This is a genomic window from Oleiagrimonas sp. MCCC 1A03011 (assembly GCF_003267965.1).
GTDB lineage: Bacteria > Pseudomonadota > Gammaproteobacteria > Xanthomonadales > Rhodanobacteraceae > Oleiagrimonas > Oleiagrimonas citrea.
In genome coordinates, this window is record NZ_MSPY01000001.1 from 536,163 (window position 1) to 561,766 (window position 25,604).

Annotated in this window: 25 protein-coding genes; 17 read left to right on the plus strand and 8 right to left on the minus strand. The window is 64.3% G+C overall.

The window, feature by feature from the left end:
- Nucleotides 1-68 precede the first annotated feature (68 nt).
- The 10 genes from BTJ49_RS02435 to BTJ49_RS02480 all read left to right on the plus strand — a co-directional run bounded on the left by BTJ49_RS02435 (nucleotide 69) and on the right by BTJ49_RS02480 (nucleotide 11,246).
- Nucleotides 69-1,931 carry a penicillin-binding protein activator gene (locus BTJ49_RS02435; RefSeq protein WP_168184636.1) on the plus strand — a complete coding sequence of 621 codons (1,863 nt, stop codon included), beginning with the start codon at nucleotides 69-71 and terminating at the stop codon, nucleotides 1,929-1,931.
- Nucleotides 1,931-2,290: a YraN family protein gene (locus BTJ49_RS02440; protein WP_113063748.1), complete on the plus strand. Its 360-nt coding sequence runs from the start codon at nucleotides 1,931-1,933 to the stop codon at nucleotides 2,288-2,290. Before BTJ49_RS02435 ends, BTJ49_RS02440 begins: the two co-directional genes overlap by 1 nt.
- A 1-nt stretch (nucleotide 2,291) precedes the next feature.
- Nucleotides 2,292-3,662: an FAD-linked oxidase C-terminal domain-containing protein gene (locus tag BTJ49_RS02445; protein ID WP_113063749.1), complete on the plus strand. Its 1,371-nt coding sequence runs from the start codon at nucleotides 2,292-2,294 to the stop codon at nucleotides 3,660-3,662.
- Nucleotides 3,663-3,883: 221 nt separating this feature from the next.
- Nucleotides 3,884-4,495, plus strand: a complete 612-nt coding sequence (locus BTJ49_RS02450) for a uracil-DNA glycosylase family protein (protein WP_113063750.1) — start codon at nucleotides 3,884-3,886, stop codon at nucleotides 4,493-4,495.
- A gap of 100 nt (nucleotides 4,496-4,595) precedes the next feature.
- Entirely contained in the window at nucleotides 4,596-5,951 is a 1,356-nt protein-coding gene (locus tag BTJ49_RS02455) for a nucleoside permease (protein WP_113063751.1), read from the plus strand.
- Nucleotides 5,952-5,957: 6 nt separating this feature from the next.
- Entirely contained in the window at nucleotides 5,958-6,923 is a 966-nt protein-coding gene (locus BTJ49_RS02460; RefSeq protein ID WP_113063752.1) for a ribokinase, read from the plus strand.
- 163 nt (nucleotides 6,924-7,086) lie between these two features.
- A complete protein-coding gene (locus BTJ49_RS02465) occupies nucleotides 7,087-7,560 on the plus strand; it encodes an NUDIX hydrolase (RefSeq protein WP_206098354.1) in 474 nt (157 codons plus the stop codon).
- A 182-nt stretch (nucleotides 7,561-7,742) separates the two neighbouring features.
- Entirely contained in the window at nucleotides 7,743-8,804 is a 1,062-nt protein-coding gene (locus tag BTJ49_RS02470; RefSeq protein WP_113063754.1) for a PepSY-associated TM helix domain-containing protein, read from the plus strand.
- Nucleotides 8,805-8,974: 170 nt separating this feature from the next.
- On the plus strand, nucleotides 8,975-9,961 hold the full coding sequence (gene dusB, locus BTJ49_RS02475) for a tRNA dihydrouridine synthase DusB (RefSeq protein ID WP_113063755.1): 987 nt from the start codon (nucleotides 8,975-8,977) through the stop codon (nucleotides 9,959-9,961).
- A 160-nt stretch (nucleotides 9,962-10,121) separates the two neighbouring features.
- Nucleotides 10,122-11,246 carry a transporter substrate-binding domain-containing protein gene (locus BTJ49_RS02480; RefSeq protein ID WP_113063756.1) on the plus strand — a complete coding sequence of 375 codons (1,125 nt, stop codon included), beginning with the start codon at nucleotides 10,122-10,124 and terminating at the stop codon, nucleotides 11,244-11,246.
- 8 nt (nucleotides 11,247-11,254) lie between these two features.
- Here BTJ49_RS02480 and BTJ49_RS02485 read toward each other — a convergent pair whose 3' ends face one another.
- Entirely contained in the window at nucleotides 11,255-12,607 is a 1,353-nt protein-coding gene (locus tag BTJ49_RS02485) for a hypothetical protein (protein WP_146742238.1), read from the minus strand.
- 201 nt (nucleotides 12,608-12,808) lie between these two features.
- Between BTJ49_RS02485 and metK the strand changes: the two genes are divergently transcribed.
- The gene (gene metK, locus BTJ49_RS02490; RefSeq protein ID WP_113063758.1) at nucleotides 12,809-14,053 is read left to right on the plus strand and encodes a methionine adenosyltransferase; all 1,245 of its coding nucleotides are present in this window, start codon (nucleotides 12,809-12,811) and stop codon (nucleotides 14,051-14,053) included.
- Between the two features lie 131 nt (nucleotides 14,054-14,184).
- Here the strand turns inward: metK and BTJ49_RS02495 are convergent, their stop codons facing one another.
- Together BTJ49_RS02495 and BTJ49_RS15695 are read right to left on the minus strand one after the other, a co-directional pair.
- Entirely contained in the window at nucleotides 14,185-15,270 is a 1,086-nt protein-coding gene (locus BTJ49_RS02495) for a hypothetical protein (protein ID WP_113063759.1), read from the minus strand.
- A gap of 142 nt (nucleotides 15,271-15,412) precedes the next feature.
- Nucleotides 15,413-15,586 (minus strand): hypothetical protein, encoded by a 174-nt coding sequence (locus BTJ49_RS15695; RefSeq protein WP_168184638.1) that lies wholly within the window; start codon nucleotides 15,584-15,586, stop codon nucleotides 15,413-15,415.
- A 268-nt stretch (nucleotides 15,587-15,854) separates the two neighbouring features.
- Here BTJ49_RS15695 and BTJ49_RS02505 point away from each other — a divergent pair, with 268 nt between their 5' ends.
- On the plus strand, nucleotides 15,855-16,358 hold the full coding sequence (locus BTJ49_RS02505) for a hypothetical protein (RefSeq protein ID WP_113063761.1): 504 nt from the start codon (nucleotides 15,855-15,857) through the stop codon (nucleotides 16,356-16,358).
- 149 nt (nucleotides 16,359-16,507) lie between these two features.
- Nucleotides 16,508-17,536, plus strand: coding sequence for a phytanoyl-CoA dioxygenase family protein (locus BTJ49_RS02510; protein ID WP_113063762.1), 1,029 nt, complete (start codon nucleotides 16,508-16,510; stop codon nucleotides 17,534-17,536).
- A 119-nt stretch (nucleotides 17,537-17,655) separates the two neighbouring features.
- Here BTJ49_RS02510 and BTJ49_RS02515 read toward each other — a convergent pair whose 3' ends face one another.
- Both BTJ49_RS02515 and BTJ49_RS02520 read right to left on the minus strand, forming a co-directional pair.
- The gene (locus BTJ49_RS02515; protein WP_113063763.1) at nucleotides 17,656-19,320 is read right to left on the minus strand and encodes a hypothetical protein; all 1,665 of its coding nucleotides are present in this window, start codon (nucleotides 19,318-19,320) and stop codon (nucleotides 17,656-17,658) included.
- Nucleotides 19,321-20,252: 932 nt separating this feature from the next.
- Entirely contained in the window at nucleotides 20,253-20,903 is a 651-nt protein-coding gene (locus BTJ49_RS02520; RefSeq protein WP_146742239.1) for a hypothetical protein, read from the minus strand.
- A 211-nt stretch (nucleotides 20,904-21,114) separates the two neighbouring features.
- On the opposite strand from BTJ49_RS02520, the gene BTJ49_RS02525 reads away from it, so the two are divergent.
- Both BTJ49_RS02525 and BTJ49_RS02530 read left to right on the plus strand, forming a co-directional pair.
- Nucleotides 21,115-21,651: a DUF924 family protein gene (locus BTJ49_RS02525; protein ID WP_113063765.1), complete on the plus strand. Its 537-nt coding sequence runs from the start codon at nucleotides 21,115-21,117 to the stop codon at nucleotides 21,649-21,651.
- Between the two features lie 133 nt (nucleotides 21,652-21,784).
- Nucleotides 21,785-22,207, plus strand: coding sequence for a hypothetical protein (locus BTJ49_RS02530; protein ID WP_146742240.1), 423 nt, complete (start codon nucleotides 21,785-21,787; stop codon nucleotides 22,205-22,207).
- A 133-nt stretch (nucleotides 22,208-22,340) separates the two neighbouring features.
- Here the strand turns inward: BTJ49_RS02530 and BTJ49_RS02535 are convergent, their stop codons facing one another.
- Entirely contained in the window at nucleotides 22,341-22,538 is a 198-nt protein-coding gene (locus BTJ49_RS02535) for a hypothetical protein (protein WP_113064017.1), read from the minus strand.
- A 372-nt stretch (nucleotides 22,539-22,910) separates the two neighbouring features.
- On the opposite strand from BTJ49_RS02535, the gene BTJ49_RS02540 reads away from it, so the two are divergent.
- Together BTJ49_RS02540 and BTJ49_RS02545 are read left to right on the plus strand one after the other, a co-directional pair.
- Nucleotides 22,911-23,531: a hypothetical protein gene (locus tag BTJ49_RS02540; protein WP_113063767.1), complete on the plus strand. Its 621-nt coding sequence runs from the start codon at nucleotides 22,911-22,913 to the stop codon at nucleotides 23,529-23,531.
- A gap of 12 nt (nucleotides 23,532-23,543) precedes the next feature.
- Nucleotides 23,544-23,918, plus strand: a complete 375-nt coding sequence (locus BTJ49_RS02545) for a hypothetical protein (RefSeq protein WP_113063768.1) — start codon at nucleotides 23,544-23,546, stop codon at nucleotides 23,916-23,918.
- Here BTJ49_RS02545 and BTJ49_RS02550 read toward each other — a convergent pair.
- Both BTJ49_RS02550 and BTJ49_RS02555 read right to left on the minus strand, forming a co-directional pair.
- On the minus strand, nucleotides 23,905-24,618 hold the full coding sequence (locus tag BTJ49_RS02550; protein WP_113063769.1) for a hypothetical protein: 714 nt from the start codon (nucleotides 24,616-24,618) through the stop codon (nucleotides 23,905-23,907). The two genes, BTJ49_RS02545 and BTJ49_RS02550, sit on opposite strands and share 14 nt — an antisense overlap.
- A gap of 57 nt (nucleotides 24,619-24,675) precedes the next feature.
- Entirely contained in the window at nucleotides 24,676-25,581 is a 906-nt protein-coding gene (locus BTJ49_RS02555) for an ATP-binding cassette domain-containing protein (protein ID WP_113063770.1), read from the minus strand.
- Nucleotides 25,582-25,604: the final 23 nt, after the last annotated feature.

Genomic DNA, 25,604 nt, shown 5'->3' on the forward strand with positions numbered 1-25,604 from the left:
AGACTGAGTACGAAGTCATCCGCTATGATCGCTCAAATCGCTGTGCAATGAATTTTCGAGGAACACGCATGCGCATGATCCGTGCCCTGGGCCTGCTCGGCCTTCTGACGCTCGCCGGCTGTGCCACGGTCAACGGCCCGACCGCGCAGCAGCAAGCGCAATCCGCGCAGGTGACGCGCCTGGAACACCAGGGGCAGTACGCACAGGCCGCGCAGGCCTATATGCAGCTGGCCACGCAGAATGCCGGTTCCGGCAGCTATTTCCGCCTGCGCGCCGCCGAAGACTGGCGCCAGGAAGGCGACCTGAACAAGGTCGAGCGCGCCCTGTCCGGTATCGACCGGCGTCAGCTGTCTGCCACCGACCGTCACCGCTACGACCTGCTGCAGGCGCAATTGGCCTTGAACAACGGCGACACGGCGCGCGCGCTGGCGCTGACATCCGCGCCGGTCGGCCAGCTGTCCCCGGCGTTGCAGCAGCGCACACTCGAACTACGCGCGCAGGCCTTGGCGGCAGCCGGCCAGCCCTATCAGGCTGCCCGCATCCGGGTGCGGATGGACAACCAGCTGCAGGGACTGGACCAGGCCCAGAACGAACGCGACATCGTGCAGTTGCTGGGCCGCCTCGGCCCCGGCGAACTCAAGCAGCGCCGCGACACACTGGCCGACGGCAACCCGATGCAGCCCTGGATCGACCGCGCCCTGAACCAGCTCGGCGCCGGCATGTCCAACAGTGCGCTGGACGCAAACCAGCCGGTCGGTACCGTGATGCCGGGCCAGCCGCTGGGCCAGGGCTACCACAACCCCGGCAAGGTCGCGCTGCTGCTGCCGCTGACGGGCTCCCTGGCGCGCGCCGCGACCCTGATCCGCGAAGGCTTCTTCACCGCCTACTTCAATGACAGCGTGGGCGGCGCGCATCGTCCGCAGGTCAAGGTCTACGACAGCGGCGGCACGCCGGCGCAGTCGCTGGCCGCGTACCAGCAGGCCGTGCAGGACGGCGCGAATCAGGTCATCGGTCCGCTGACGCGCGAGGACGTGGCCGCGGTCATCGGCCAGAACACGCTGCCGGTACCGGTGCTGGCCCTGAACCATCCCGACACGGACCAGGTGCCCCCGCCGGGCGTCAACGAATTCGGCCTGCTGCCGGAGACCGAGGGCGCCAGCGTCGCCGACCACATGCTGGCGCAGGGCCTCAAGCGCGCCTATCTGGTCGTCTCCACCGAAGATTTCGCCCAGCGCGCCGGCAAGGCATTCACCCGCGAATTCACCTCGCACGGTGGCGAAATCGCCGGACAGCTCTCGCTCGACCCCCAGACCATCAACGTCGGCTCGCAGATCCAGACCATCGCGCCACCGCCCGCGCCATCCAAGGCCAGCACCGACAAGGACATCGCCGACGCCTACAACCAGCGCGTCGCCAAGCTGGAAGACGGCAGCGGCATCTTCCTCAGCATGCGTCCGGAGCAGGCGCGTCTGGTCATGCCGCAGCTGCGCCTGGCGCAATTGCGGCAGCCGGTGTTCGCGACCTCGCACGTCTACGGCGGCTACGACAACCCGGATGCCGACCGCGATCTCGACGGCGTGAGCTTCTGCGACGCGCCGTGGCTGTTCGACGCCCAGCCCGGCCTGCCCTCGCGCAGCAGCATCGCCAACCTGCTGCCGGCCACTACCGGCACCGGCGCTCGCCTGTTCGCGTTCGGCATGGACGCCTGGTCGCTGACGCCCTACCTCGGTTTCCTGCGCACGCACCCCGGCAGCTACGTACCGGGCGCCACCGGTCAGCTGGTCGAAGACGATTTCGGCCGCATCCAGCGTGTGCTGACCTGGGCGCGCTTCCGCAACGGCCTGGCCCACCCGCTCTCCGGCAGTCTGGACGTCGGCTCGCCGACCGATCCGACGACGGCCAACGCCGCGCCGGCCGCTGTCGGCAACTGATGCGCGCCACCGGCGACGCGTTCGAGGATCGCGCGCTGGCGCACCTCGAACGCGCCGGCCTGAAAGTCGTCGCGCGCAACTTCCGCACCCGGTTCGGCGAGCTGGACCTGATCATGCGCGACGGCGCGACACTGGTCTTCGTCGAGGTCCGCTACCGCCGCAATCGCGGCTACGGCGGCGCGGCGATGTCGGTCACGGCGCGCAAGCGCGAGCGCCTAGTGCTCGCCGCGGAAGGCTATCTCGCCGCGCATCCCGAGCACGCCGCACGCGACTGCCGTTTCGACGTGATCGCCTTCGAGGGCGATGCCGAACACCCCGACACGGCCTGGCATCGCGCCGCCTTCGACGCCGAGGCGTGAAATGGCCTTGAACGACACCTTCCTGAACGAACTCCGCGCGGCGCTGGGCGACGAACACGTACGCACCGACCCCGCCGAGCGCCTGACCTACGGCTACGACAACTCGCGCCGCCAGGCCATGCCCGACGCCGTGGTCTTCGCCGACAGCCACGATCAGGCCGTCGCACTGGTGCGCCTGTGCCGCGCGCATCGCGTGCCGCTGATCGCGCGCGGTCGCGGCACCAACACCACCGGCGCGACCGTGCCGGTCGCCGGCGGTGTCGTGGTCAGCTTCGAGCGCATGAACCGCATCCTGCGCATCGACCCGGACAACCGCCTGGCCGTGGTCGAGCCCGGCGTACTCAACGGCGACCTGCAGAAAGCGCTGGCGCCGCACGGTTTCTTCTGGCCGCCCGATCCGACCTCGTCGCCGTTCTGCTCCATCGGCGGCAACCTCGCCTGCAACGCCGCCGGACCGCGCACGGTGAAGTACGGCAGCCCGCGCGAGAACACATTGGGACTGCGCGCCGTGGCCGGTACCGGCGAAGCCTTCCGCTGCGGCGTGCAAACCAGCAAGGGCGCGACCGGCTACGACCTCACGCGCCTGCTGATCGGCTCCGAGGGCACGCTGGCGCTGATCACCGAAGCCACGCTGAAACTGACGCCGAAACCCTCCGCCCTGCGCACGCTGCGCGCGACCTACGCCGACGTCGCCAGCGCCGCGCGCGCAGTGGCGCGGATCATGGCGCAGCCGGTCACGCCCTGCGCGCTGGAATTCATGGACGGCACCGCGCTGAAGCTGGCGCGCGACCATGCCGGCGACAGCGTGCCCGACGCTGGCGCGCTGCTGATGATCGAGGTCGACGGCGAACCCGACGCGCTTCCCGGCGCGGTCGAGGCCATTTCGCGCGCCGCCCGCGGCGATGGCCTGCTCGACCTGCATGCCGCGGCCGATGCCGACGAAGCGAAGACGCTCTGGGCCGCGCGCAAGGCGCTGTCGCCCGCGCAACGCAAGCTGTCGCCGAACAAGATCAACGAAGACGTGGTGGTGCCGGTCAGCCGCCTGCCCGAACTGGTCGCCGCCATCGAGGCGCTGGCGCGTGAGCACGATCTGCCCATCGTCAGCTTCGGTCACGCCGGGAACGGCAATCTGCACGTCAACCTGCTGCCGCGCGACGACGCCGAAATGAAACGCGCCGAGCCATGCCTGCGCAAACTGTTCGAAACCGTTGTCGCCCTCGACGGCACCCTGTCCGGCGAACACGGCATCGGTCTGGCCAAGCGCGACTTCATGCCGATGGCGCTCGGCGCGGAAACACTCGAACTGATGCGCGGCATCAAGCACAGCTTCGACCCGGACGGCATCATGAACCCGGGCAAGCTGCTGCCGTAAGCCACAGCCTGAGTCGGGACTGAAGACTCAAAGCACTGCTTCCGTAACCCCACCGGGCCGTCATCCCGGCGAAAGCAGTGACCTAGCGTCTGTTTGCTAGCCGTAAGACACTGGATCCCGGCTTTCGCCGGGATGAGGTACGGACGAACCTGCATCGGCGCCTCCCCGCTGCGCTTCGATCGGCTGTACGCTGAACCGAAATGCATCGTTCTCGAACAATCATGGCCGAAGACCTGCAAAAACCTGCTTCGTCCTCCTTCGAGGCATTGCTGCAAGAGATTCGCGGCTGCCGCCTGTGCGCCGCGCATTTGCCGATGGGTCCGCGCCCCGTACTTCAAGCGGCAGCGGACGCACGCCTGCTGATCGTCGGTCAGGCGCCGGGGCGGCGCGTGCACGAGAGCGGCGTACCGTTCGACGATCCCAGCGGCGAGCGCCTGCGCGATTGGCTCGGCGTCGACCGCGACACCTTTTACGACCCGAATCGCATCGCCATCGTGCCGATGGGCTTCTGCTATCCCGGTACCGGCTCCGGCGGCGATCTGCCGCCGCGCCCGGAATGCGCGCCGACCTGGCATCCGCGCGTGCTGCCGCTCCTGGGTGCAGTGCGTCTGACTCTCGTCATCGGCCAGTACGCGCAGGCGGCCGTGCTCGGTGATGCGCGCGGCGCGAATCTGACCGCCACTGTGCAGGACTGGCGCACGCACCTCGAACACGGCCGTCTGCCGTTACCGCATCCCAGTCCGCGCAACAACCGCTGGCTCAAGCGCAACGTCTGGTTCGCGGAAGAGCTGCTACCGGCGCTGCGCGAACGCGTCGCCGACGCGCTGGCCTGACCGGCCCTCTGCTTGCCGTTTTCGCGGACATTCCTCTACTCTGCGAAGGTTTGATGGCCATGGGGCGGTTCCCGCGGCCGCTATGCGGGGGACGCCCACCATGCTCAAGTTTCGCCTGACCGTCATGAACTTCCTGCAGTTCTATATCTGGGGAGCATGGCTGCTGACCATCGGTGCCTGGTGGTTCCAGACGCGGCACTGGTCGGGCACGAGCTTCGGCGCGATCTTCTCGACCATGGGCATCGCTTCGCTGTTCATGCCTTCGCTCGCCGGCATCATCGCCGACAAGTGGATCAACGCCGAACGCCTCTACGGCATCCTGCAGATCCTGGGCGCGGTGGTGCTGTTCTGCGTGCCGTTCGTGCATGACCCGGAGCTGATGTTCTGGGTGATGCTCGTGAACATGATCTTCTACATGCCGACCATCTCGCTTTCCATCGCGGTGGCGTACAACGCGCTCAAGAGCGAAGGCCACGACGTGGTGAAGACGTTCCCGCCAATCCGCGTGTGGGGCACCATCGGTTTCATCGCCGCGACCTGGACGGTAAGCCTGATGCACTTCGAGACCTCGCCGCTGCAGTTCCGCATCGCCGCGGCCGCCTCGCTGCTGCTGGGCCTGTACGCGTTCACCCTGCCCAAGTGCCCGCCCAAGCTGAATGCCGCGCAGAGCGTGTCGCTGGCCGACCGCCTGGGCCTGACCTCGTTCGTGCTGTTCAAGAACAAGAACATGGCGGTGTTCCTGATCTTCGCCATGCTGCTTGGCGCGGCGCTGCAGCTGACCAACGCCTACGGCGACACCTTCCTGCACGACTTCAACAAGCTCGCGCCGTACAAGGACATGGCGCCACTGGACTGGCACACCTTCTTCGCCTCGCTGAACTGGCACTCGTTCTCCGAGCTGGCCACGCGTCTGGCGGTGGCGCATCCGGCGATCATCATCTCGATCTCGCAGTTCTCGGAAACCGCGTTCATCCTGACCATCCCGTTCTTCCTCAAGCGCTTCGGCATCAAGGCAGTGATGACCATGAGCATGCTGGCCTGGGTGCTGCGCTTCGGCCTGTTCGGGCTGGGCAATCCGGGCGGCGGTCTGTGGATGATCGTGCTGTCGTGCATCATCTACGGCATGGCGTTCGACTTCTTCAACATCTCCGGCTCACTGTTCGTCGAGAGCCAGGCCGACCCGAAGATCCGCGCCAGCGCGCAGGGCCTGTTCATGTTCATGACCAACGGCGTCGGCGCGGTGCTCGGCAGCCTGATCGCAGGCTGGGCCATCGACACCTTCTTCACCGACCACACCTGCAACGACGCCGTCGCCGTGTGCAAGGACTGGCCGGGCATCTGGATGGCCTTTGCCGGCTACGCGCTGATCATGGCGCTGCTGTTCATTCCCCTGTTCAAGCACAAGCACGTGCGCGACGAGAACCGCCTGCCGAAGCAGCCCGCCAGCGAGGCCTGATCCGCCATGGCAACGCAGGTCATCGTCGTCGGTAGCTACAACCAGGATCACGTCTGGCAGGTGGACCGTTTCCCGCAGCCCGGCGAGACCCGGCGCGGCAGCGGCTTCCGTACCGGTCCGGGCGGCAAGGGGTTCAACCAGGCCGTGGCCTGCGCGCGCCAGGACGTGGCGACGGTCTTCATCGGCGCGCGCGGCAAGGATGCGCTGGGTGAAGGCGCCGCCACGCTGGCCGAGAGCGAAGGCCTGATGGGCTGCTGGCAAGTGCGCGAGGACGTGCCGACCGGCACCGCCGCGATCCTGGTCGAGGCCAGCGGGCAGAACCAGATCATCGTCGACCTGGCCGCCAATGAACGGCTCGATCCGGATTTCCTGCGCGCGCAGTCGACTCGGTTCGCCGATGCACGCGTACTGCTGGTGCAGCTGGAGAACAACCTCGACGCGACGCGCGCAGCGCTGGAACTCGGTGGCGAACACAACCTCACCTGCGTGCTCAATCCCGCGCCGGTGCATCCCGATCTCGATGCCGGTCTGCTCGGTCTGGTCGACGTGCTGACGCCCAACGAAAGCGAATTCGCGCAACTCTGCGCCCGTTTCCTCGACGCCGAGGTCGCTACCGACGATGTCGCCAGCCTCGACGACGAACGCCTGCACACTCTGTGCCGCCGGCTATGCAACGGCAGTGTCGTCGTCACCCTCGGTCGCCATGGCAGCTTCGTCTCGCATGGCGCCGCCCGCCGCGGCGACGAGGCCGACTGCTATCGCGTCGCGGCCGAGACTGTAACGCCGGTCGACACCACCGGCGCCGGTGACGCCTTCTGCGGCGCGCTGGTCGCTGGTCTCGCCTGCACGGATAGCGCGCGCTTCGCCGATGCCGTGCGCCAGGCAGGCCGTGTCGCCGCCATGTCCACGGAACGCGCCGGCGCCGCCGTCGCCATGCCGCGACGGGACGAAGTCGCCGCGCGGTTCCGTTGAAGATCTGCACGACCCTGACCGTTCCCGAACACGCGAAGCGCTGCGCACGGTGAACACCAACTCCGCAGCCCCGGACCTTTTTCCCGTTCACGCCACGATGCGGGCGTCCATCCGTGCCGAGTTGCGGTCGATCCGGCCGTTGGACGCGATGGAGAACAATCACTTGACCGACGCGTTGGCGTGGGTCGAATCCGGTGCCGAGCTATGCCGCCTCGCCAAGCCGGCCACGCCGCCCAAGCATCTGGTCGCCTACTTCGCCGTCGTCGATGACGGGCACATCCTGCTGGTCGATCACCGGAACGCGCAACGCTGGCTGCCGACGGGTGGTCACGTCGAACCCGGCGAGCACCCTAGACAGACCGTGGCACGTGAACTCAAGGAAGAACTGGGCCTCGCCCCCGGTCATCCCATCGCAGCGCCGTTGATGGTCACCTGCACGACGACCGTCGGCCTCACCGCCGGCCACGTCGACGTGTCGCTCTGGTACGTGGTCCACGCCGACCGGACCCAGCCCATCGTCTTCGACGAGGGTGAATTTCTGGCAGCCCGCTGGTTCGTCTTCGATCAGGTGCCCTTCGCCCGTAGCGACCCGCACCTACGTCGCTTTATCGCCAAACTGGGCACGGATCATCCCTGATGAACGCACGGCCACAAGCGTTTCCGATGATCGGAAAGCCTCTGAAGTCGAACGGGCCGCGTGCCGAACAGCCGTCTCACGAACACAACCGGCACCGAGAGAGACTGGCCAGTTCTTTGCCAAACCTTTACAAACGATAATGCTTCTCAATAATATTCGAGTTTTCCTCGGGAAGCCCTCTCATGCGCCACTGGCTGCGACGCCTGCACTTGTGGTTCGGCCTCAGCGTCGGACTGGTCTTCGCCCTGATCGCCTTGTCCGGCACCGCACTGGTCTACGAGCACCCGCTGCAGGCCTGGCTGTATCCGCAGTTGCAGGCGCACGACGCACGCGTGCCCGACACGGCGCGGCAGGCACGCATCCTCGACAAGCTGACCGCCGGCGGCGCGCAGCGCACCGGCCTGCGTGCGATCGGCCTGCCCTCGGCCGACGCGCCGTACTGGCAGCTGATGACGACCGACGGCACACGCACCTACCTCGATCCGCAGGGCGACAAGGTGATCCTGACCCGCCAGCGCGGCAGCGATGTCCTCGGCCTGTTGCACCGCTTCCATGCGCGTTTGCTGGCCGGATCGACGGGCAATCTGCTGGTACGCATCCTCGGTTTCTGCGCGCTGTTCCTGCTGGTCTCCGGCATCGTGCTGTGGTGGCCGCGCAAGGGGTATGTCCGCCAGAGCCTGCGTCCGTACACGCAACCGCCGACGCGGCGCTGGGTCAGCTGGCACCGCAGCATCGGCGTGCTGACGTTGCCGCTGTTGCTGGTTATCACGGTCACGGGCACGTGGCTGACGTTCCGTGGCGAACGCCCACGCGCGCCGCAGAGCGCAACGCCCGCAAAACGCGCGCCGGCAGCGTCGATGGCACCGATCACCATCGACTGGGCATCGGTGCTTGAGCGCACGCGAGCGGCGGCGCCGGACGCCACACTGTCGATGGTGAGCCTGCCCGCACGCGGCCGCTCCATCGTCGACGTACGCGCCATCCAGCCCGGCAAGGGCCGAATCACGCTGCAGGTCGACGCCGCGTCGGCACAGCCGGCGCGGCTACAAGTCCGCCCGCGCAACCGCGGCGGGCGCAGCGTGATGCGCGTCGTGCATGGGCTGCACGCCGGCCGCATCGGCGGCACATGGTGGGAAGTGCTAACCGCCCTGTCGGGCCTGCTGCCGCCGTTCTTCGTCGTCACCGGCTTCCTGTTCTGGTGGACGCGCCGCAAGCTTCGAGCCGGAGGGCGTGCGGCAAGCTGAATCGCCCCATGTCGTGCACGCTCGCATCGCTCGGCATACACGATCGATGCCGATATTGGCCCAGGCATCGATGCATGCGTGACGCTGGTCGGGCGCTCATCGCGCCAAGGCGGACGCTTGAACCACCGAACGCCGGACCTGTCATCGCCGACTGCCGTACAATACGCGCCATGCGCATCGGTCCCCACGTCATCGACCCGCCGGTGGTGCTGGCCCCGATGGCCGGCGTCACCGACAAGCCGTTCCGGCTCCTGTGCAAGCGCATGGGGGCCGGCTTGGCCGTGTCCGAGATGACCACCGCCGACCCGCGCCTGTGGCACACCACCAAGTCGCGCAAACGCATGGACCACGACGGCGAGCCGGACCCCATCGCCGTGCAGATCGCCGGCTACGACCCGCAGATGCTGGCCGAGGCCGCGCGCTTCAACGTCGACCACGGCGCGCAGATCATCGACATCAACATGGGCTGCCCGGCGAAGAAGGTGTGCAACGTGTGGTCCGGCTCCGCGCTGCTGCAGGACGAGCCGCTGGTCGCGCGCATCTGCCGCTCCGTGGTCGAGGCGGTCGATGTGCCGGTGACACTGAAGATCCGCACCGGCTGGAACCGCGAGAACAAGAATGCGTTGACCATCGCCCGTATCGCCGAGGACGCCGGCATCGCCGCGCTGGCCGTGCATGGCCGCACCCGCGCCGACAAGTACCAGGGCGAGGCCGAATACGAGACCATCGCCGCGGTGAAGCGGGCCATCTCGATTCCACTGTTCGCCAATGGCGACGTCACCTCGCCGGAACGCGCCCGGCACGTGCTCGACGTCACCGGCGCGGACGCCGTGATGGTCGGACGCGGTGCACAAGGCCGACCGTGGATCTTCCGCGAGATCGCACACTATCTGGCCACCGGCGAAAAGCTTCCCGAGCCAACGCCGGACGAAGTCTGCGCGATCCTGTGCGAACACCTCGAACACCTGCACGCTTTCTACGGCGAGCACCAGGGCGTGCGCATCGCGCGCAAGCATCTGGGCTGGTACGCCAAGGACCGTCCCGAGAACGCGGCCTTCCGCGCCGTGGTCAATCGCGCCGAATCCGCCGCCGAGCAGCTGCGCCTGACCCGCGACTACTTCGCCCGTCTCGCCGACGACGCAGCACTGGCGGCCTGAACTCGCGCTGCGCCGGCTAGCTGGCGTAGCGCAACTCGTGGATGCGCATCGCCATGCCATCCGCCACCTCCCGATGCCCTGAAGCCGGTCGCACATCGCGCTAAGCTGGGCCAGCGCATCGCGTGCGCGATGCGCTGGATATCGACACTGGGAGTCCCGGATGACCATGCGTACGCCGCGCACGATCCTGCTTTGTCTTTGCACGCTGTTGCTCACCCCCCTCGCGTTCGCACAGAACGCACCCGCCGCAAGTGCACCCGCCGACGCTGCCACTGCCGTCGCGCCGGCGCGGACGCTGACCATCGGCGTGAAGGTCGCGCCGCCCTTCGTGATCCGGGACGGCGACCACTATCGCGGTCTGGCCATCGACCTGTGGGAAGAAGTCGCCGCCGACCACGGCTGGAAATTCCAATACAAGTCCTACGACCTGGAAGGTCTGCTCAATGCTGTGCAGCGCCACCAGGTCGACGTCGGTCTGGGCGCAATCACCGCGACGGCACAGCGCGAGCAGCGCATGGACTTCGCCCACCCGATCACCAGCTCCGGCCTCGGCATCGCCGTGCGCAACCAGAGCGGATCGGGCTGGCTGGCGGTGGCACAGGCACTGGTGTCGCCGGCCTTCCTCAGCGTCATCGGCACCCTGATCGTGCTGCTGCTCGCCGTCGGCCTCCTGGTCTGGAGCCTGGAGCACAAGCACAACCCGGAACAGTTCGGCGGCACGCGCGCCCAAGGCATTTTTTCCGGTTTCTGGTGGGCCATGGTGACCATGACTACCGTCGGCTACGGCGACACCGCGCCGCGTACGGTGCCCGGCCGCCTGCTCGGCATGGTGTGGATGCTGGCGGCCCTGATGGTGGTGTCCTTCTTCACCGCCTCGATCACCAGCGCACTGACCGTGGGCCAGCTCAGCAACCGCATCCGCACCGCCGATGACCTGAGCCATGTCCGCGTGGCCAGCATCGCCGGCAGCACCAGCGGGCAATGGCTGCAACGCAACCAGGACAGCTTCGTGCATGCCGACTCGTTGGACGATGCACTGGAACGCCTCGCTGCCGGAAAGGTCGATGCGGTGGTCTACGACGCACCGCTGCTGCGCTGGCAGATCAACCAGCAATTCAGCGGCCTGCGCGTATTGCCGCTGCGTCTGGAGCGACAGGACTACGCGTTCGCCCTGCCGGACAACAGCCCGCTGCGCGAGCAGATCGACACCTCGCTGCTGCAGCGAATCAACGCACCGGACTGGAACCAGCGCCTGAAGAAATACTTCGGTCCGGACCGTCCCTAAGCGCCCGCTCAACGTGTCGGCATGATTGCCGGCGGCATGGCCGACACGCTGAGCAACCGCCCGCGTGCGCGTCGCACCACCGCGCCGGCGACCGGCTGCAGCCGACCGTCACGCTCGGCCCACAGCCCGACCAGCCAGCCATCGTCGGTGCGCCAACCCCGATGGCCGTGGCCGATCCGGCCGAGCAACCGCTGCCCGTTCACGCGCACGTAGAAATACGTCGCCTCGTCGCAGAACCGGTTCCACGCCAGATCCTGACCGAATGGCAAGCGGTTCGTGCCGGCCTCGGGATGCGCCGCCGCGGTTCGCCGAGCCATGCGCAGCATGCGTTGCATGACAACCTTCTCGATCTTCGGCACCGGCAACTGACCCGCCTGTGGGCTGCGGTCGTAGCGCGCAGCGAGACGCGCAACCGCCTTCCGATAGGGTCCGCAGTCGCGGACCGCACAGCGCAGCGCGTCGACGTGCAGCGCATGATCGAACCGCAGGCGCACGCGCTGCGGACTGGCCCAACGCTGACCGGCCCACCACTGCGTGGAAACATCCACGGTGTCCGCATCCACGCGCCGCTGCAGCATCACATAGGTGTCATGCCCCGCACGCACGAGCGTGATGCGCTCGCCGGCGCCGATGCAAGGGGCCTGGTCCAGCATCGGCGCGGGCAAGACATGCGCCACACCGTCTGCATCGACGCGGAACCATGCCCGGTACGCGCAATCCGCCGAGCCCTGCACGCTCTCCACGGCGCCGATGCGTGCGGAGGCCAGCCAGTGCAGCGTCAGATTCGGGCTACCGGAAGCCCACTGCCTCACCTGCTCCGTCAAGGCCGGCGTCGGATGCACCTGCAAGGACCGGAACACGCCTTCGGGCGAAGGCACTGCCGCCGGATTGTCGCCGGCCACGACACGTGCCGTATGCACGGATGCATCCGAGGCTCGCCAGACCGACGCAAGATCCACATCCACCGACACGTCCGCCGCACGCAGAACCCGCACCAGAGCAGTCAGCGGTTCATCCAGCCCAGCCCCGAGTCCTCTTCGGCTCAGCAACTCGTCCATGCGTGCGCGTTCGAGCGCCCAGGCCCGCTTGCGCACCTCGCGCCCGGAAAAGCCGTAGCGCATCGCTGTCCACAGCGCATCATCGCGATCGGCCCGCCACACGCTCGCGTCCCGTGCAGCCCCAGCGTCTACGTGGGTGCGCTCCAGATCCTGGATTGCCATCTCCATACGCTGCAACGCCGGGCTTTCGCAGAACATCCGCTGCACCGGCAGCGTCCGCCCGGTACACGACCCCTGCGCCGCCCGAGCCGGACCGATCAGGCCTGCCAGAAGGGCCAACATCAGCACACCCTTGTATTTCATCGACTTGCTCCACGCTTCGCACATGCCCAGACTCAGGGCGACGAACGGCGTCCGTCGGGCGCACCGCGGCCCGCATGCGGCGCAGGTTCGGGCGGTTTGCGGGCATGCGACGCCGCAGCGCACGATGCAATCGCGAAGCAGCGGTTGTATCATGGCGCCTTTCGTTTATCTCTTTATCCGCAAGGAAGGATATAGGCCTCGATGAGCAGCTACCTCTTCACCTCCGAGTCGGTCTCCGAGGGACACCCGGACAAGATCGCCGACCAGATCTCCGACGCCGTGCTGGACGCCATCCTGGCCCAGGATCCGCGCGCCCGCGTGGCCTGCGAGACCATGGTCAAGACCGGTGTCGCCATTGTTTCCGGCGAAATCACCACCGACGCCTGGGTCGACATCGAAGATCTGACCCGCAAGGTCATCCTCGACATCGGCTACGACTCGTCCGAAGTCGGCTTCGACGGCGCCACCTGCGGCGTGCTGAACCTGATCGGCAAGCAGTCGCCCGACATCAATCGCGGCGTCGACCGCAAGAAGCCCGAGGAACAAGGCGCCGGCGACCAGGGCCTGATGTTCGGCTACGCCTGCAACGAGACCCGCGAGCTGATGCCGGCTCCGATCTACTATTCGCACCGCCTCGTCGAGCAGCAAGCCAAGGTTCGCAAGCAAAGGAACAGCCCGCTGCCGTGGCTGCGTCCGGACGCCAAGAGCCAGGTCACCCTGCGCTACGACGACGGCAAGATCGCCGGCATCGACGCCGTGGTGCTGTCCACGCAGCACGATCCGGGCATCAAGCACAAGGAAATCCTCGACGGCGTCTACGAGCACATCCTGAAGCCGGTGCTGCCGGCCGCGTGGCTGAAGACGCTGACCAAGTCGAAAATGCACATCAACCCGACCGGCAAGTTCGTCATCGGCGGTCCCGTCGGCGACTGCGGCCTGACTGGCCGCAAGATCATCGTCGACACCTATGGCGGCATGGCCCGCCACGGCGGTGGCGCGTTCTCCGGCAAGGACCCGTCGAAGGTGGACCGCTCGGCCGCCTATGCCGCGCGCTACGTAGCCAAGAACATCGTCGCCGCCGGCATCGCCGACAAGTGCGAGGTGCAGGTCAGCTACGCCATCGGCGTGGCCCGCCCGACCTCCATTTCCGTCACCACCTTCGGCACCGGCAAGATCCCGGACGAGAAGATCGAGGCCCTGATCGCGCAGCACTTCGACCTGCGTCCGTACGGCATCATCCAGATGCTGGATCTGATCCATCCCATGTACCAGCGCACCGCCAGCTACGGCCACTTCGGCCGCAAACCGGTGACGAAGGCGCATTACAGCTACGAGACCCTCGAGAACGGCCGCAAGACGCAGCACAAGACCGACGCGTTCGAGGCGTTCCCGTGGGAGAAGACGGATCGTGCGGAAGAACTGCGCAAGGCGGCCAAACTCAAGTAACGTCGCGTCGAACACACGGTAGTATCGAAAATGGGCGGCTCCAGGCCGCCCGTTTTTTTATGCCGATTCCGTCCACAGGCCACGCGAAACCTTTCGCGCTGCGGCTTCCGCGGAATCGAGGCGTGCCGCAGTCAGGGTTCCTCGGATGCGATCAGCGCCACCTCGCCGTAGGAGTCCATGACGCGCTGATGTTCGGCAGATTGCTTGTAGTCCCGGAAATGTACCGGATCGCAGGCATCAAGCGAATAGTCACAGCGTCCCTGGATCAGCATCGCTGTCATCGCCCTGAGCAGGGGCACCTCCGGGAGCTTCTCTTCTACAAACAGGAACTGCCCCGCCTGGTTGATCTCCAGGAAATACATGTCGCCCTGCTGATCGACAACCAGATCGGCACAGCCGATCACGATCCCTAGCTTCTTCATGAGCCTACGGATGTGATCTTCCCATGTTGCCGGCAACTGCACCATCTCGACACGAGTTTCGTTCGCAAGCACCTTCTGTCGCCAGTCGAGATAGGCGCCCCCGGCATGCTTGAGCACACGCACAGCGAAAATCCGATCACCGATCACGGTCACGCGAATGTCCTCGGTCTTTTCGATATAGCGCTGGAAGATGCCGGGACACATGGCGATGGACGCCTCGGGCAGTTCCGAATCCGCATCCAGCAGAGTCACGCCCAAGTCGTACAGCGTGCCCTCGGAACGACTCACCCAGCTGTGCGGGTAGAACGTCTTGTAGATCACCTGTCCCCACCGCTCGATCAGCCGCGTGACATCCTCGGCATGATTGGTCACTACCATGTCCGGAAACGGAATACCCAGCTCAGCCGCCGCCTGCAACTGCACGAGCTTGCTCTCAGCAGCATAGGCTGCGGCCGGATCGTTGATCCAGAGCGTATCCAGAAGCTTCGTGCCCAAATCGAAGAGGTTCCTCTGGAAGAGCTTCCACTGAATCGTGAGAAACTCACGATCCGCTTCCATGCACTGCTTGGGTTCGGGCATTTCCGGCCGCCGGAACCAGATCGAGCGAGGCGTTTCCGGACAAGCGTCCGACCACCAATGCGTCCCGCCATCGTCGGCGTGAATCGAGATACGCTGCCCCACACGACTGAAATCGGGAGCGATCCGGGTTGGAATACCCATGCGGTCGAGTGACCAGCGCAAAGCGGCCGTATGCGGTTCATTCCACTTGGCCAGAATCAGGACAGCCTTGTCCATGTATGTCTCCATTCAAATCGAGTTCGATATAGAGCTTGCTTTCATAACGATGGCCGACCGCCGCAAGATCATGCAGGCAACGGTCGGCCAAGACACATCCGCCGCACCCGTTATCCGGTACAGCGAATTGTCATCGCACCGATCAGGGCAGGAAACCCAGGTCAGCCGAATCCGGCGCGTCATTCCAAACCGAGCCAGAAGTTACGGAAATGAAGCACCCCTTTTTCAGCTCGTCCGAATCCTGGCGGTTGATCTCACTCGCCACGACGCGCCCAAACGGGCGGGTGGTGCGATCGGTCACCTTATTGCTCTCCATGATGCAATCTCCTTGTCAAATACAATGAACGAGGTGCGCGAATAACACGCACCCCATCGAGCGCCCCTAATAATTGGAGGGACACTACCTACCGATTCTAGAACCATCGCTATAAAAAAATGTGAAAAAAATCACACATGGGCCCGGCACGGCAAAAATAACACCCACTCAATGCCGGTTAATGGCTAATCCAATCGCTGCGCGAAGAATTTGCCGAACATATGGCATTGATGCAAAGTTGAGGCTTGCTGTTTCTAGAAAAATTCGCATGAAAACCGTCTTTTCCTGTTTTGTGCTCGTCGCCGCTACGATCAGCGCCCCGGTTCTGTCCAAGTCTCCACACGGCTCTCCCTTGCTCGGTCGCTGGGCCGTCGTCAAATCACGCCTGCCGATGCCGCCGGCACAGCGGCCGAAAAAGGTCGTCATAGCATTCCGCCCCGCGGACCTGGCGAAGCTGACGATGGATGTCGATATCGTCTACGCAAACGGCAAAGCGGTACACACCGTCAGCACCGCCACGCTCGACGGCGCTTCGTATCCGGTGAAGGGCAGCCCCGAGGCCGATCTCTATGCAATGAAGATGCCGCAACCCGATACGCTGGTCCTGGCGCTCAGCATGCATGGCATACCGGCCTCGACACGCATCTACACGGTCGCTGCGGACCATAAGCACATGACTGAAACGGCCGTGTATTACGACAAGAACGGCCACCCGATTCTGAAAACTCACTACTTCACGCGGATGGGACCGAAACATTCCGACCGTATGTGATGAGTCAGGCAGCTTCCTGTCGTGGCAAGCGAGCCGGTAAGTATCATGCTCGCCCCTTGATGCCGGAAGCGACCGGGTTTCGCGCACCGCCGAGCACAGCTTGAAGCTGACAACGACTTCGACGACCCAATCGGAAAAATCATTTGTCCATGCCCGTATCCCTGCCTTCCTCGACCGAGACCGGTGCACTCGGCGTTCCTCACCTCAAGCGCATGTGGGCGTTCGCCGTGGCGGCACGGTCCGCCACGGAACCATCGCGCCCCGGCGAGGAGCGGCTGGATCACCAGGTCCTCAATGCGCTGGGAATCGGCCTGCATCAGACCTGGGAATACCTGATGCACAACGCTTCGACATTCGAGGCCTTCGAAGCCTGGATTGTGGCCACGGCTGGCACGCCCGATCCATTCAACGTCGAGCGCCTGCGTGCTGCCGTTCATCGCGAACCGTGTCCAAAAGTTGCCCGCGCCTGGCTGGATGCCATCGAGGCAAGCCCGCCCGTACTGAGCGACGCGGACCTCGCTCATTGGAACGAACACGGTTACGTCGTGCTGCACGATGCCATCACCGAGGCCGAACGACAGGCCGCCGTGAAGACCATATGCGCCCATGTCGGAGCCGATCTCGAAGACCCCGAGTCGTGGTATCGATCCAGCACCGATCGCCACGGCATCATGGTCGAGCTGATCCAGCACCCGGCGCTGGATGCCGCGCGACGCTCACCGCGCATCCACAAGGCGTTCGCGCAGTTGTGGGGAACCGCCGACCTGTGGCCCACGGCGGACCGCTGCGGATTCCATCCGCCGCAGCGCCAGTATTGCCCCTTCCCCGGACCGGACCTGCACTGGGATCTCGATCTCGCTGCACCGCTCGCGTTCGACACGCAGGGCATCCTCTATTTCACCGATACGCCGGCCGAACAGGGGGCACTGACTGTGGTGCCGGGTTTCCACCACAAACTGCCCGACTGGCTGACCACGCTCGAACCCGGCGTCGATCCGCACCAACAGGACCTCCATGCACTGGGCTCGAAGCCGATTGCGGGCCGCGCTGGCGACCTGGTGATCTGGCACGCCTGGCTGCCACACGGCAGTCGCCCCAACCTGGGTGAACGCCCGCGGATCGTCCAGTACATCACGCATGCAGCCACCGTCGGCATGACAACTGCCCGCGCTGGCTGACAGGGAACGAATCGAGCACATCGATCACCCGACGAAAATGCGCTTCGGCGATCGACTGCAACGAAAAACGGGATGCCTGAAGCATCCCGTTTTTCGCATTCAGGACCTGATGGCCCGCTTTACTTTTGCATGGCCTTCTTGCTCTTGACCATGCCTTGCCCACCATCGTCATCGAGCACCAGGTTACCCAAAATCGACCAGGCGAAGTCGAGCTGCAGCTTGCCCTGGAACGAGGGATCGTTCAGACCGAAATAGAAGTCCGCCGCATACGGCTTCTCGCGATTGTCCGGATCCTTGTAGTGCCCGGGCGTGGACTGGTATTGCGCCTGTCCGTGGCAGCTCATGCAGTTGGTCTGCACCCCGTACTCGTTGGTGATCACCTTACCGTCCGGCTGCGTGATGCTGCCCCTGGCCTGGAAGGTCGACGGCGAGAAACCGGCTTCCAGATGCGGGTTGTAGGCGATCACGGAATGACCGACGCTCTGGCCGCCATTGATCGGTTGCGCCGGCGCGACCATCTGGTACGAGAGCGCCATCGCGTAGTGACCGGACTCCGCATCCATGTCCTGCTGCGGACGGGCCGCCGCGATGGTGCTGTCGCTGGGCAGATACGGCTGGTCCGGGTTGGCCGACCACCAGAAGGTCTGCCAGGCCCAGCGCGTGGTCTCGCGCGTGGTCACGTGCATGCCGACCAGAATGGCGATGTCGCCCGCGGACACTTTCATCCTGGTCTGCGAAGCGATGGCCGGCGCTTCCTGCGCCGTGATCACGTGATGGATGAAGTCGCTCACATGAAACGTAGTGGACGCCGTGCGGCCGGCACAGCCCTTATCGATCGCGTTGCCCGTGCTGGGGCCACTCTGATTGACGTCGACGTACACACACGCGCCCCAGTCCGGTTCCGGGAAGGTCTTCGCCGGCGAAGGCGTGCCAGGCCAGCCGGGCATCGTGTAGATGCCGTCCTTGACGTTCCCATCGGTCTCGTTTTTCTGAATGACCTTGTAGACCGGCTTGATCGTGATGGCGCTGGTCGGGAACACCGGGATCTGCGTGTAGCCCTCCTTCAGGTAGCGGTTAAGCGTGCTCTGAAGGAACAACTTGTTGCGGATAGCATGTTCGGCAGCGGCCGGGTTGTAGGCCACCGTGACGAAGATTTTGGTGTCGCCGTCCGGAATCGCCGACGCCGACTTCAGCATCGGTTGAAGATTACGGAACTGATGCGGCATTTCCAGCTTGAAGCGGCTGCCCGGACGCAGCAGTTGCGACTTCTGCAGCAGCACCCGTCCCTTGACGACATCCGTGCCCAGCCCGGACTGGATGCGATAGATCATGTTCGAGGGCGTGGTCCAGGTTTCGAAAGCGCGCACGGGCGTGCCGTTGACCTTGCCGGTGTACTGGGTCAATCCCGCCCAGATCGACCAGGCATGCCGAATCAACGCCGCCTGATTGCCCGAATAGACCCAGCCGTTGACGGTGGTTTCCGACTGCGGATACGCCTCGCCGGTCGCATTCGGAAGATTGGGCACGCAGACCAGGTTGCCGTTGAGGTTGGCGATGTCGCCACCCTTCATCACCTCGTTCTGGCAGGTTCCCAATTGCTCCAGCGTGGTCTGCTGGAAACTGCCGCTCAAGGTCTGACAACTGGCGGACAGCGCATCCCCCTGAACCGCCGCGCCGGTACAACTCAGCAGATAGGATCCCGGCGGCGGCCCGGCCGCCACAGCAGGAGCCGTCCAGACCAGGCAGGACACACCCGCCCATGCAAGCATCGATGCGATCTTCATGTTCCCCTCCTTCCTTGATTTCCCATCCAACGAAAGTCGGCACTTCACGACGTAAGGCGTTCGTCCGCCCAATCCCCTTCCGGAATGTCCGCCGTCGTGCCAATCGGCCACCCTATATCGATCAACGCGCCATCTGTGAACGTCGACCAAATTCTTTATTCAACGTAACGCCGTACTAGACCTGCGCGCGCGGCGCTTTGCACGCTCGTACGATTCAGGACTTGCCGCGCGATCATGCGCAGCTCATACATGAGAATACGCCGCCACATCGTGAATTCATGCACAATTTTGGCAAAATCCAGCATCCGAATGCGCTGTAATGGCATCCGTCACTGCATAAATCGCGAGCGGAGTCAGACACCAAGGCCGCTGCTCGCTCTCTCCGCCTAAAGACATGGGAAAGACCGTATACCGACCAATGGAGATGTGGCACACCGTCATCATGCCCAGGAACGCACGATCTACTATGCGCACGATGATTCATGAACATGGTCACGATGAAATGCACGCCGCCCGCGCTTTCTATCTTGCCCCGAATGCTCGAAACATCCCGTTCGCAAGCGCTGAAGCCGCGAATGACTAAAGCCTGCCTGCAACGCTCGGATTCAAGCGACCCAATGACGTTTTTTGAATGTTATTCGGCCGAAGCATCATTGCCGCGAATCCGACTTACGAAAAACAATGAGAAAAGGTATTTGGTATCGCCGACGCCATATTCTTCCGAAAGAAAACAAGGCCGGCTCGTCACGGGCACGCATGTCGGGCGATATGCACCCTCTCGAAAGGACATAAGAATGGGGCGGTACATGCAACGACGGAAATCCCATTCGTTACGTATACCACCCCACTCACTGCTCAGTCGCCACGCGCTTCCATCGACTCATGCCCCGCCATGGGTACACGGCCATAGTTCAGTTCGCGCAGGACCTAGATCAGCGATTCGCTTTTCCGCTTACACCGTATCCCTGCTTGGTCAAATTGCTCCAGCCTTGGGAACCGCCTAACGCGCCCCCCGTAGCATTCGGATCCGCTTGCATGAAATCACCCTGATGATTACCCAGGGCCAGACGATGGTCCGGGGTGTGCACCCAATGCCAGGACCCAGCCGGCAGCGGCTTCATGGACACATATTGGAAATTCGCCGCATGGGTGCCGTCCTTTTTCTCCATGACATGCAAGGCCAGCGTGACCACGACATCGCTCGAGATCGGCTTCCCGTGATCCTGTGCAGGCTTCGTGATCATCTTGTTCAGCGTGGCACGCAATACTTTGACCAGGCTCGGGCGCACCTTGTACGCCGGGGTGACATCCGTCACCGTGCCCTGCTTGTCGACATGAACCAGGACCGGCAGCGTCCGCATATCCGCATCCGCGGCCGAATTGGCCTTGACACTCGTCTGGGCTGCAAACGCAGTGGTGACCGCAAGAAATGCGCTCACGCCCAAAATGGCAGAAACAAAACGTGACATAGCTTCCCCTCCTTGTTGGTATTGGATCTTCTGGCAAGCAAACCGCGCACCATTGTTTTCATCATACCCTTGCTGAGGACGCAAGCAAAAACGGCCTGCAGAGCGGGCAAACACGACCCGTTTCCGGAAATCCGTAAATCGCCGCCGGCCTCTTCAGTAGAGTCTGCATCTGATGCGAACCTTCCATCCAGCATCATCAACTCTCCCGATCACCGCAAGCCATGACTTCCGTTTCGGAAGCACATCCGAACCGTGACCGTAAAATCCCTGTCGAATGTCTGCACTGAAACAGACCGCCTCCTTCCCTCTACACGAAACCCTACGCATGCGCGAAACCGTCCTCGAATTCTGGTTCGACGAAATCGATCCGAAAATGTGGTGGGCCAAGGACACGGACTTCGATGCCCGCATCCGCAAGCGTTTCGGTCCCGTGCTGGAACAGGCGGTCGCCGGCGAGTTGCATGACTGGCGCGAGACGCCTCGCGGCCGATTAGCGGAAGTGATCGTGCTGGACCAGTTCTCACGCAACATCCACCGCGGCACGCCGCAGGCATTCGCCCACGATCCCATGGCGCTGGCATTGGCGCAGGAGGCCATTCGCGCAGACGCACCGCCCCGTCTTTCACCGATCGAACGCAATTTTCTCTACATGCCGTTCATGCACAGCGAGTCGCGAGTCATCCAGGCCTGGGCCGACTCGCTGTTCCGCGAAAATGGCCTGGAAGAGAATTACCGCTTCGCCGTGCGACATCGTGAAATCATCGAACGTTTCGGTCGCTATCCTCATCGCAACGGCATACTTGGACGCGCGTCGACGCCGGAGGAAGTCGCGTTCCTCGAACATCCCGGATCCAGGTTCTAGGCTCGCCGATGCGACGGACGGAGGCGACAACCGATCGCGGCAAGGTACTCGCGCCATCCATGCTCGCGTTCTCTGCACGTCGCCGCGCTGCCCCGTACAATTCCCGCAATGGTCCGCTGTCAGGATGGCTTTCATGAACTCCAGAGCACGTCGCATCGTCGCAGGCGCAGCCGGCATCCTCAGCGCCCTGATCACTGTCGCCGTCATCGAGTACGTCGGCCACAGTCTGTATCCGCCGCCGGAGAACCTGGACTTCTCCGACCATAACGCGGTCGCTGCCTTCATCCGCTCCCTGCCGACCGGCGCGTTCGGCTTCGTCCTCTCGGCGTGGGCATTCGGCGTGCTGGACGGCACGCTGGTCGCCATCGTGATCGCACGCGCCAGGGCCGGACTCTATGCGACCCTGATCGGCGGTGTGGTACTGATCGCCGCGCTGGTGAACCTGACCATGTTTCCGCACCCCATGTGGTTCCAGATCTCGGCCATCGTGCTGATCGCCACGGCAACGCTGACCGCGAGTCTCGTCGGCCAATTCCTGCTCCCCGCGCGAAACTGAGCACGACATCGACATGCCGGAATGCTCCGGAACAGGTCGACCCGCACTCACGTCTGGTCTCGGCAAACCCGGGTTCCACGCAAAAAAAAGGCCGCACAAAGCGGCCTTTTCCACGTATTCATCGCGATGATGGCTAACCCGGGCGTACGCCCAGGATGCGAGCAGGCAGCATGACGATTCCCTTGAGGAAGGCGAACACGCCCTCGACCGCCACACCGAGCAGCCGGAACGGCAGCAGAAGCAGCCACACGAACGGATAGAGCACCAGCGCAAGCAGCGCCAGCGGCCAACAGAACACGAGCAACAGAAGCCAGAGCACGAACGTCAGCATGGCAGTCTCCCGGCATTCGACGAAAATAGACAAGATAATCATGAGGTCATCGGCGTGGTCCATCCAGTGCCGAAAGCCATGTCGCCCAGGATCAGACCGGGAACACGCGTGCGCCGGACGCACGGCTGTGCACGCGACGCCCGGCCGCGCATGTCCGTATCCAGGAGAGTCAAGCGAACACATCGCGGCTTCCCTGCCGCAATTCGACCACATCCATCCCTGCAATGGGGCCGTGCAATGGGCCATGCCGGACAAACATGTCGCTCACCATGCTTATCAAGCCTGAATCGAATGACGCAACTTTTTGATTGTATATATAAAAAAGTCGGCTCATGATAAGCAAGAGAAGGATTCCGTGCAGGAGGAGGCCGTATGAAGACGCTCGGATTCGTCGTGCTCGCACTGACCTGCATGATCGGCCACACGGCTCTTGCCCAGCCTGCTCCCGCGAAGCCCCATCCTCGCGACATGCTGGCCGGGATCGATACCAGCGCCCCCTTCACCGTCTGCAACGCTCGCTATGCCTTGTGCACCAAGGCCACATGCACACCCGCCGGGAACAACCAGTACGACTGCACCTGCAAGGTGAAGAAAGGCTGGTCGGCCGGCACCCAGACCTGCGCCCAGATCCAGCAGCTGGAAGCGCAAGGTCGGATTCCATCGCGCTACTACCCGATCAAGAGCTTCGTGACCTGCCCCGGCCCGACCACCTGGGCATTCTGTCTGGACAAGGTCTGTACGCCCAGTATGGACGGCAAGACGGCCCATTGCGTCTGCATCGGCCGCACATCGAAACGATACGTGGTACCCACCAGCAAGAACACGCCGGCCACCTGCAGCGGTAATCCCGTCGTGTCCTCGGCCAGCATCGTGCAGTTGTTCACCATCACCCAGTACCTGAAGACGCAGCCGGAGCTGCAACCGCACAACTTCGAGGTGCTCAACAAAGCGACGTCCGGCCATGCACGGCCCACGTCGGCGACCGGGCACTGAGGACCATCCATCATGCGCCGCGCGACCTTGACGACCACAGTGGCGGCGATACTGATCGGGCTGGTCCTTCTCTGCATCGAGGCGACACCCGCCCTGACCGGACTGTTCTTCGCGCCGTTCGCGCTGGGACCGCTGTGCATCACGCTGCTGCTTGCCCTGCTGTTCTCGGAACGGCGGGCTGAGGCGATCCTGCTGGCCTCTACCGTCCTCTACATGGCCTGGTTCGGCTATCTGTACATGGACATCTTCCACTGGCATCCCGACCCGCAGAGCGCGATCGGTCTGCTGTTTTCGGGACTCTACGCGCTACCCGTGATGCTGGCGTTCTGGGCTGTCGCCGGCCGCAGGCAGTACATCGCCAATCGCCAACCGATCAAGCGCGCCTGAACGAACGCCGCTCGATACCTTTCCGAAGCTCCGGCGTCGCACCCAGCATGATCATCATCTGCAACGGCAAGGCCGTGATCAGCGTGGCGGGAAGACTTCGCGGCAACGCACTCAGATCCGGTTTGAACGCCGTCCACAACAACCCCGCAAGCCAGAGCAGCACCAGTGCCTGCACCACCAACGCGTCGACGCCGCCCGCACGACTCTCGTACAACGCCAGCACGAAGACGATCGCCGTGACGGCGATCCGCCGGTTCGCCAGCGTGACATAGCTGCCTGCGAGATAACCGCAGGAGGTCAGCAGCAGCGCCGCCAGGGGCAGCAGTCCATGGCGCAGATCGACCACCCGCGCCGTGAACGCAATCTGATACCCCAGCGCCGCCAGCAGCGGCAGCACGATCGCCGCGGCCAACAGAACCGCGCCCGCTCCAGTCAGCGCCAAGGCAATGCGCCAAGGTGCCAGGGGCCGGTGCAGCAGATTCAGCCACGCGCTGCCGCGTCGGTATCCGCTCATCTGCACCACGCCCAGCACGACGCCGCTCAGCAGGTAGATCGCCGCGAACGCCTGATAGAACAACAACGTCTGCTGCCCTGGATCGAGCAGGCGGCAAATAAGGAACAGCACCACCAGATGAAGCGCCGCATAGGCGATGGCCCAGCCACGGAAACGCTGCAGTTCGGCCTTGAACAGTTCGAACATGATCCAACCTCGACATCGGATGCGCGTCGGCAACGCGCTCGGGGAAAGGGCTCGCCGTCAGGCCGCCGCGGGAGAAGCGTGGTTCTTGCCCAGAAAACCGTTCACGGCACGATCCAGGCTGACCGGCATGCTCTGCATCGAACGCACACCGTGGCTTTCGAGAAAGCTGCCGAAGTCATCGTCCTGATCCAGCACCAGGTAGTGATGCAGGCCCTCGATGCGCTTGTGTTCGAGCAGGCCCGGCACCTCGGAAGGCGGCGGCCCCTTGAACGGCATGTCGGCGATCCACAGACGCACGCGGGCGCAGAAATCCTCCGGCGCCGACATGTGCATGAGCCGCCCGCGCTCCATCACGATGAGATTGTCGGCCACGCGCTCGACCTCCTCCATCTGGTGCGAACAGTAGATCGCCGTGCAGGCCTCGGCCGCGCTGGAATACAACAACGCCTCCAGGAATGCGCGCTTGGCCACGACATCCAGGCCCAGCGTCGGCTCGTCCAGCACCAGCAGTTCCGGCGACTGCGCCAGAGCCAGGGCCAGATTCAGCCCCGCCCGTTCGCCGCGCGAAAGCTGGCCGACCTTCTGCTCCGGAAGTACGTGGTAGTGCCCAATGACTTCCTCGAACGCGACCTGATTCCAGTGTGCGTACTGCTTGCGCTGCATGCGCGTCACGGCGTCCACGCGCATCCATCGCGGCAGAGAGTGCTCTTCGTTCACGAAGCCGATGCGGCCGCGCAACGCCGGCGTCAACGCGTCGCTACTGCAGCCGAGAATGCGCGCGCGTCCGCTGCTCGGTGCCAGGAATCCAAGCAGGATGCGAAACAGCGTGGACTTGCCCGCACCGTTGGCGCCGACGATCGCGTGCACGTGGCCGCGCGGCACACGCAGATCCAGATGATCCAGCGCAAGCTTGCGATCGTAGCGCTTGCACAACGCCTCGGTCTCGATGACGTACTCGCTCATCGGAAAATTCCTTGTGAAATCCC

Coding starts and splice junctions, on each gene's coding strand:
- BTJ49_RS02435 (WP_168184636.1), top strand. CDS start 69: ATGCGCATGATCCGTGCCCTGGGCCTGCTCGGCCTTCTGACGCTCGCC.
- BTJ49_RS02440 (WP_113063748.1), top strand. CDS start 1,931: ATGCGCGCCACCGGCGACGCGTTCGAGGATCGCGCGCTGGCGCACCTC.
- BTJ49_RS02445 (WP_113063749.1), top strand. CDS start 2,292: ATGGCCTTGAACGACACCTTCCTGAACGAACTCCGCGCGGCGCTGGGC.
- BTJ49_RS02450 (WP_113063750.1), top strand. CDS start 3,884: ATGGCCGAAGACCTGCAAAAACCTGCTTCGTCCTCCTTCGAGGCATTG.
- BTJ49_RS02455 (WP_113063751.1), top strand. CDS start 4,596: ATGCTCAAGTTTCGCCTGACCGTCATGAACTTCCTGCAGTTCTATATC.
- BTJ49_RS02460 (WP_113063752.1), top strand. CDS start 5,958: ATGGCAACGCAGGTCATCGTCGTCGGTAGCTACAACCAGGATCACGTC.
- BTJ49_RS02470 (WP_113063754.1), top strand. CDS start 7,743: ATGCGCCACTGGCTGCGACGCCTGCACTTGTGGTTCGGCCTCAGCGTC.
- dusB (WP_113063755.1), top strand. CDS start 8,975: ATGCGCATCGGTCCCCACGTCATCGACCCGCCGGTGGTGCTGGCCCCG.
- BTJ49_RS02480 (WP_113063756.1), top strand. CDS start 10,122: ATGACCATGCGTACGCCGCGCACGATCCTGCTTTGTCTTTGCACGCTG.
- BTJ49_RS02485 (WP_146742238.1), bottom strand. CDS start 12,607: ATGAAATACAAGGGTGTGCTGATGTTGGCCCTTCTGGCAGGCCTGATC.
- metK (WP_113063758.1), top strand. CDS start 12,809: ATGAGCAGCTACCTCTTCACCTCCGAGTCGGTCTCCGAGGGACACCCG.
- BTJ49_RS02495 (WP_113063759.1), bottom strand. CDS start 15,270: ATGGACAAGGCTGTCCTGATTCTGGCCAAGTGGAATGAACCGCATACG.
- BTJ49_RS15695 (WP_168184638.1), bottom strand. CDS start 15,586: ATGGAGAGCAATAAGGTGACCGATCGCACCACCCGCCCGTTTGGGCGC.
- BTJ49_RS02505 (WP_113063761.1), top strand. CDS start 15,855: ATGAAAACCGTCTTTTCCTGTTTTGTGCTCGTCGCCGCTACGATCAGC.
- BTJ49_RS02510 (WP_113063762.1), top strand. CDS start 16,508: ATGCCCGTATCCCTGCCTTCCTCGACCGAGACCGGTGCACTCGGCGTT.
- BTJ49_RS02515 (WP_113063763.1), bottom strand. CDS start 19,320: ATGAAGATCGCATCGATGCTTGCATGGGCGGGTGTGTCCTGCCTGGTC.
- BTJ49_RS02525 (WP_113063765.1), top strand. CDS start 21,115: ATGCGCGAAACCGTCCTCGAATTCTGGTTCGACGAAATCGATCCGAAA.
- BTJ49_RS02530 (WP_146742240.1), top strand. CDS start 21,785: ATGAACTCCAGAGCACGTCGCATCGTCGCAGGCGCAGCCGGCATCCTC.
- BTJ49_RS02535 (WP_113064017.1), bottom strand. CDS start 22,538: ATGCTGACGTTCGTGCTCTGGCTTCTGTTGCTCGTGTTCTGTTGGCCG.
- BTJ49_RS02540 (WP_113063767.1), top strand. CDS start 22,911: ATGAAGACGCTCGGATTCGTCGTGCTCGCACTGACCTGCATGATCGGC.
- BTJ49_RS02545 (WP_113063768.1), top strand. CDS start 23,544: ATGCGCCGCGCGACCTTGACGACCACAGTGGCGGCGATACTGATCGGG.
- BTJ49_RS02550 (WP_113063769.1), bottom strand. CDS start 24,618: ATGTTCGAACTGTTCAAGGCCGAACTGCAGCGTTTCCGTGGCTGGGCC.
- BTJ49_RS02555 (WP_113063770.1), bottom strand. CDS start 25,581: ATGAGCGAGTACGTCATCGAGACCGAGGCGTTGTGCAAGCGCTACGAT.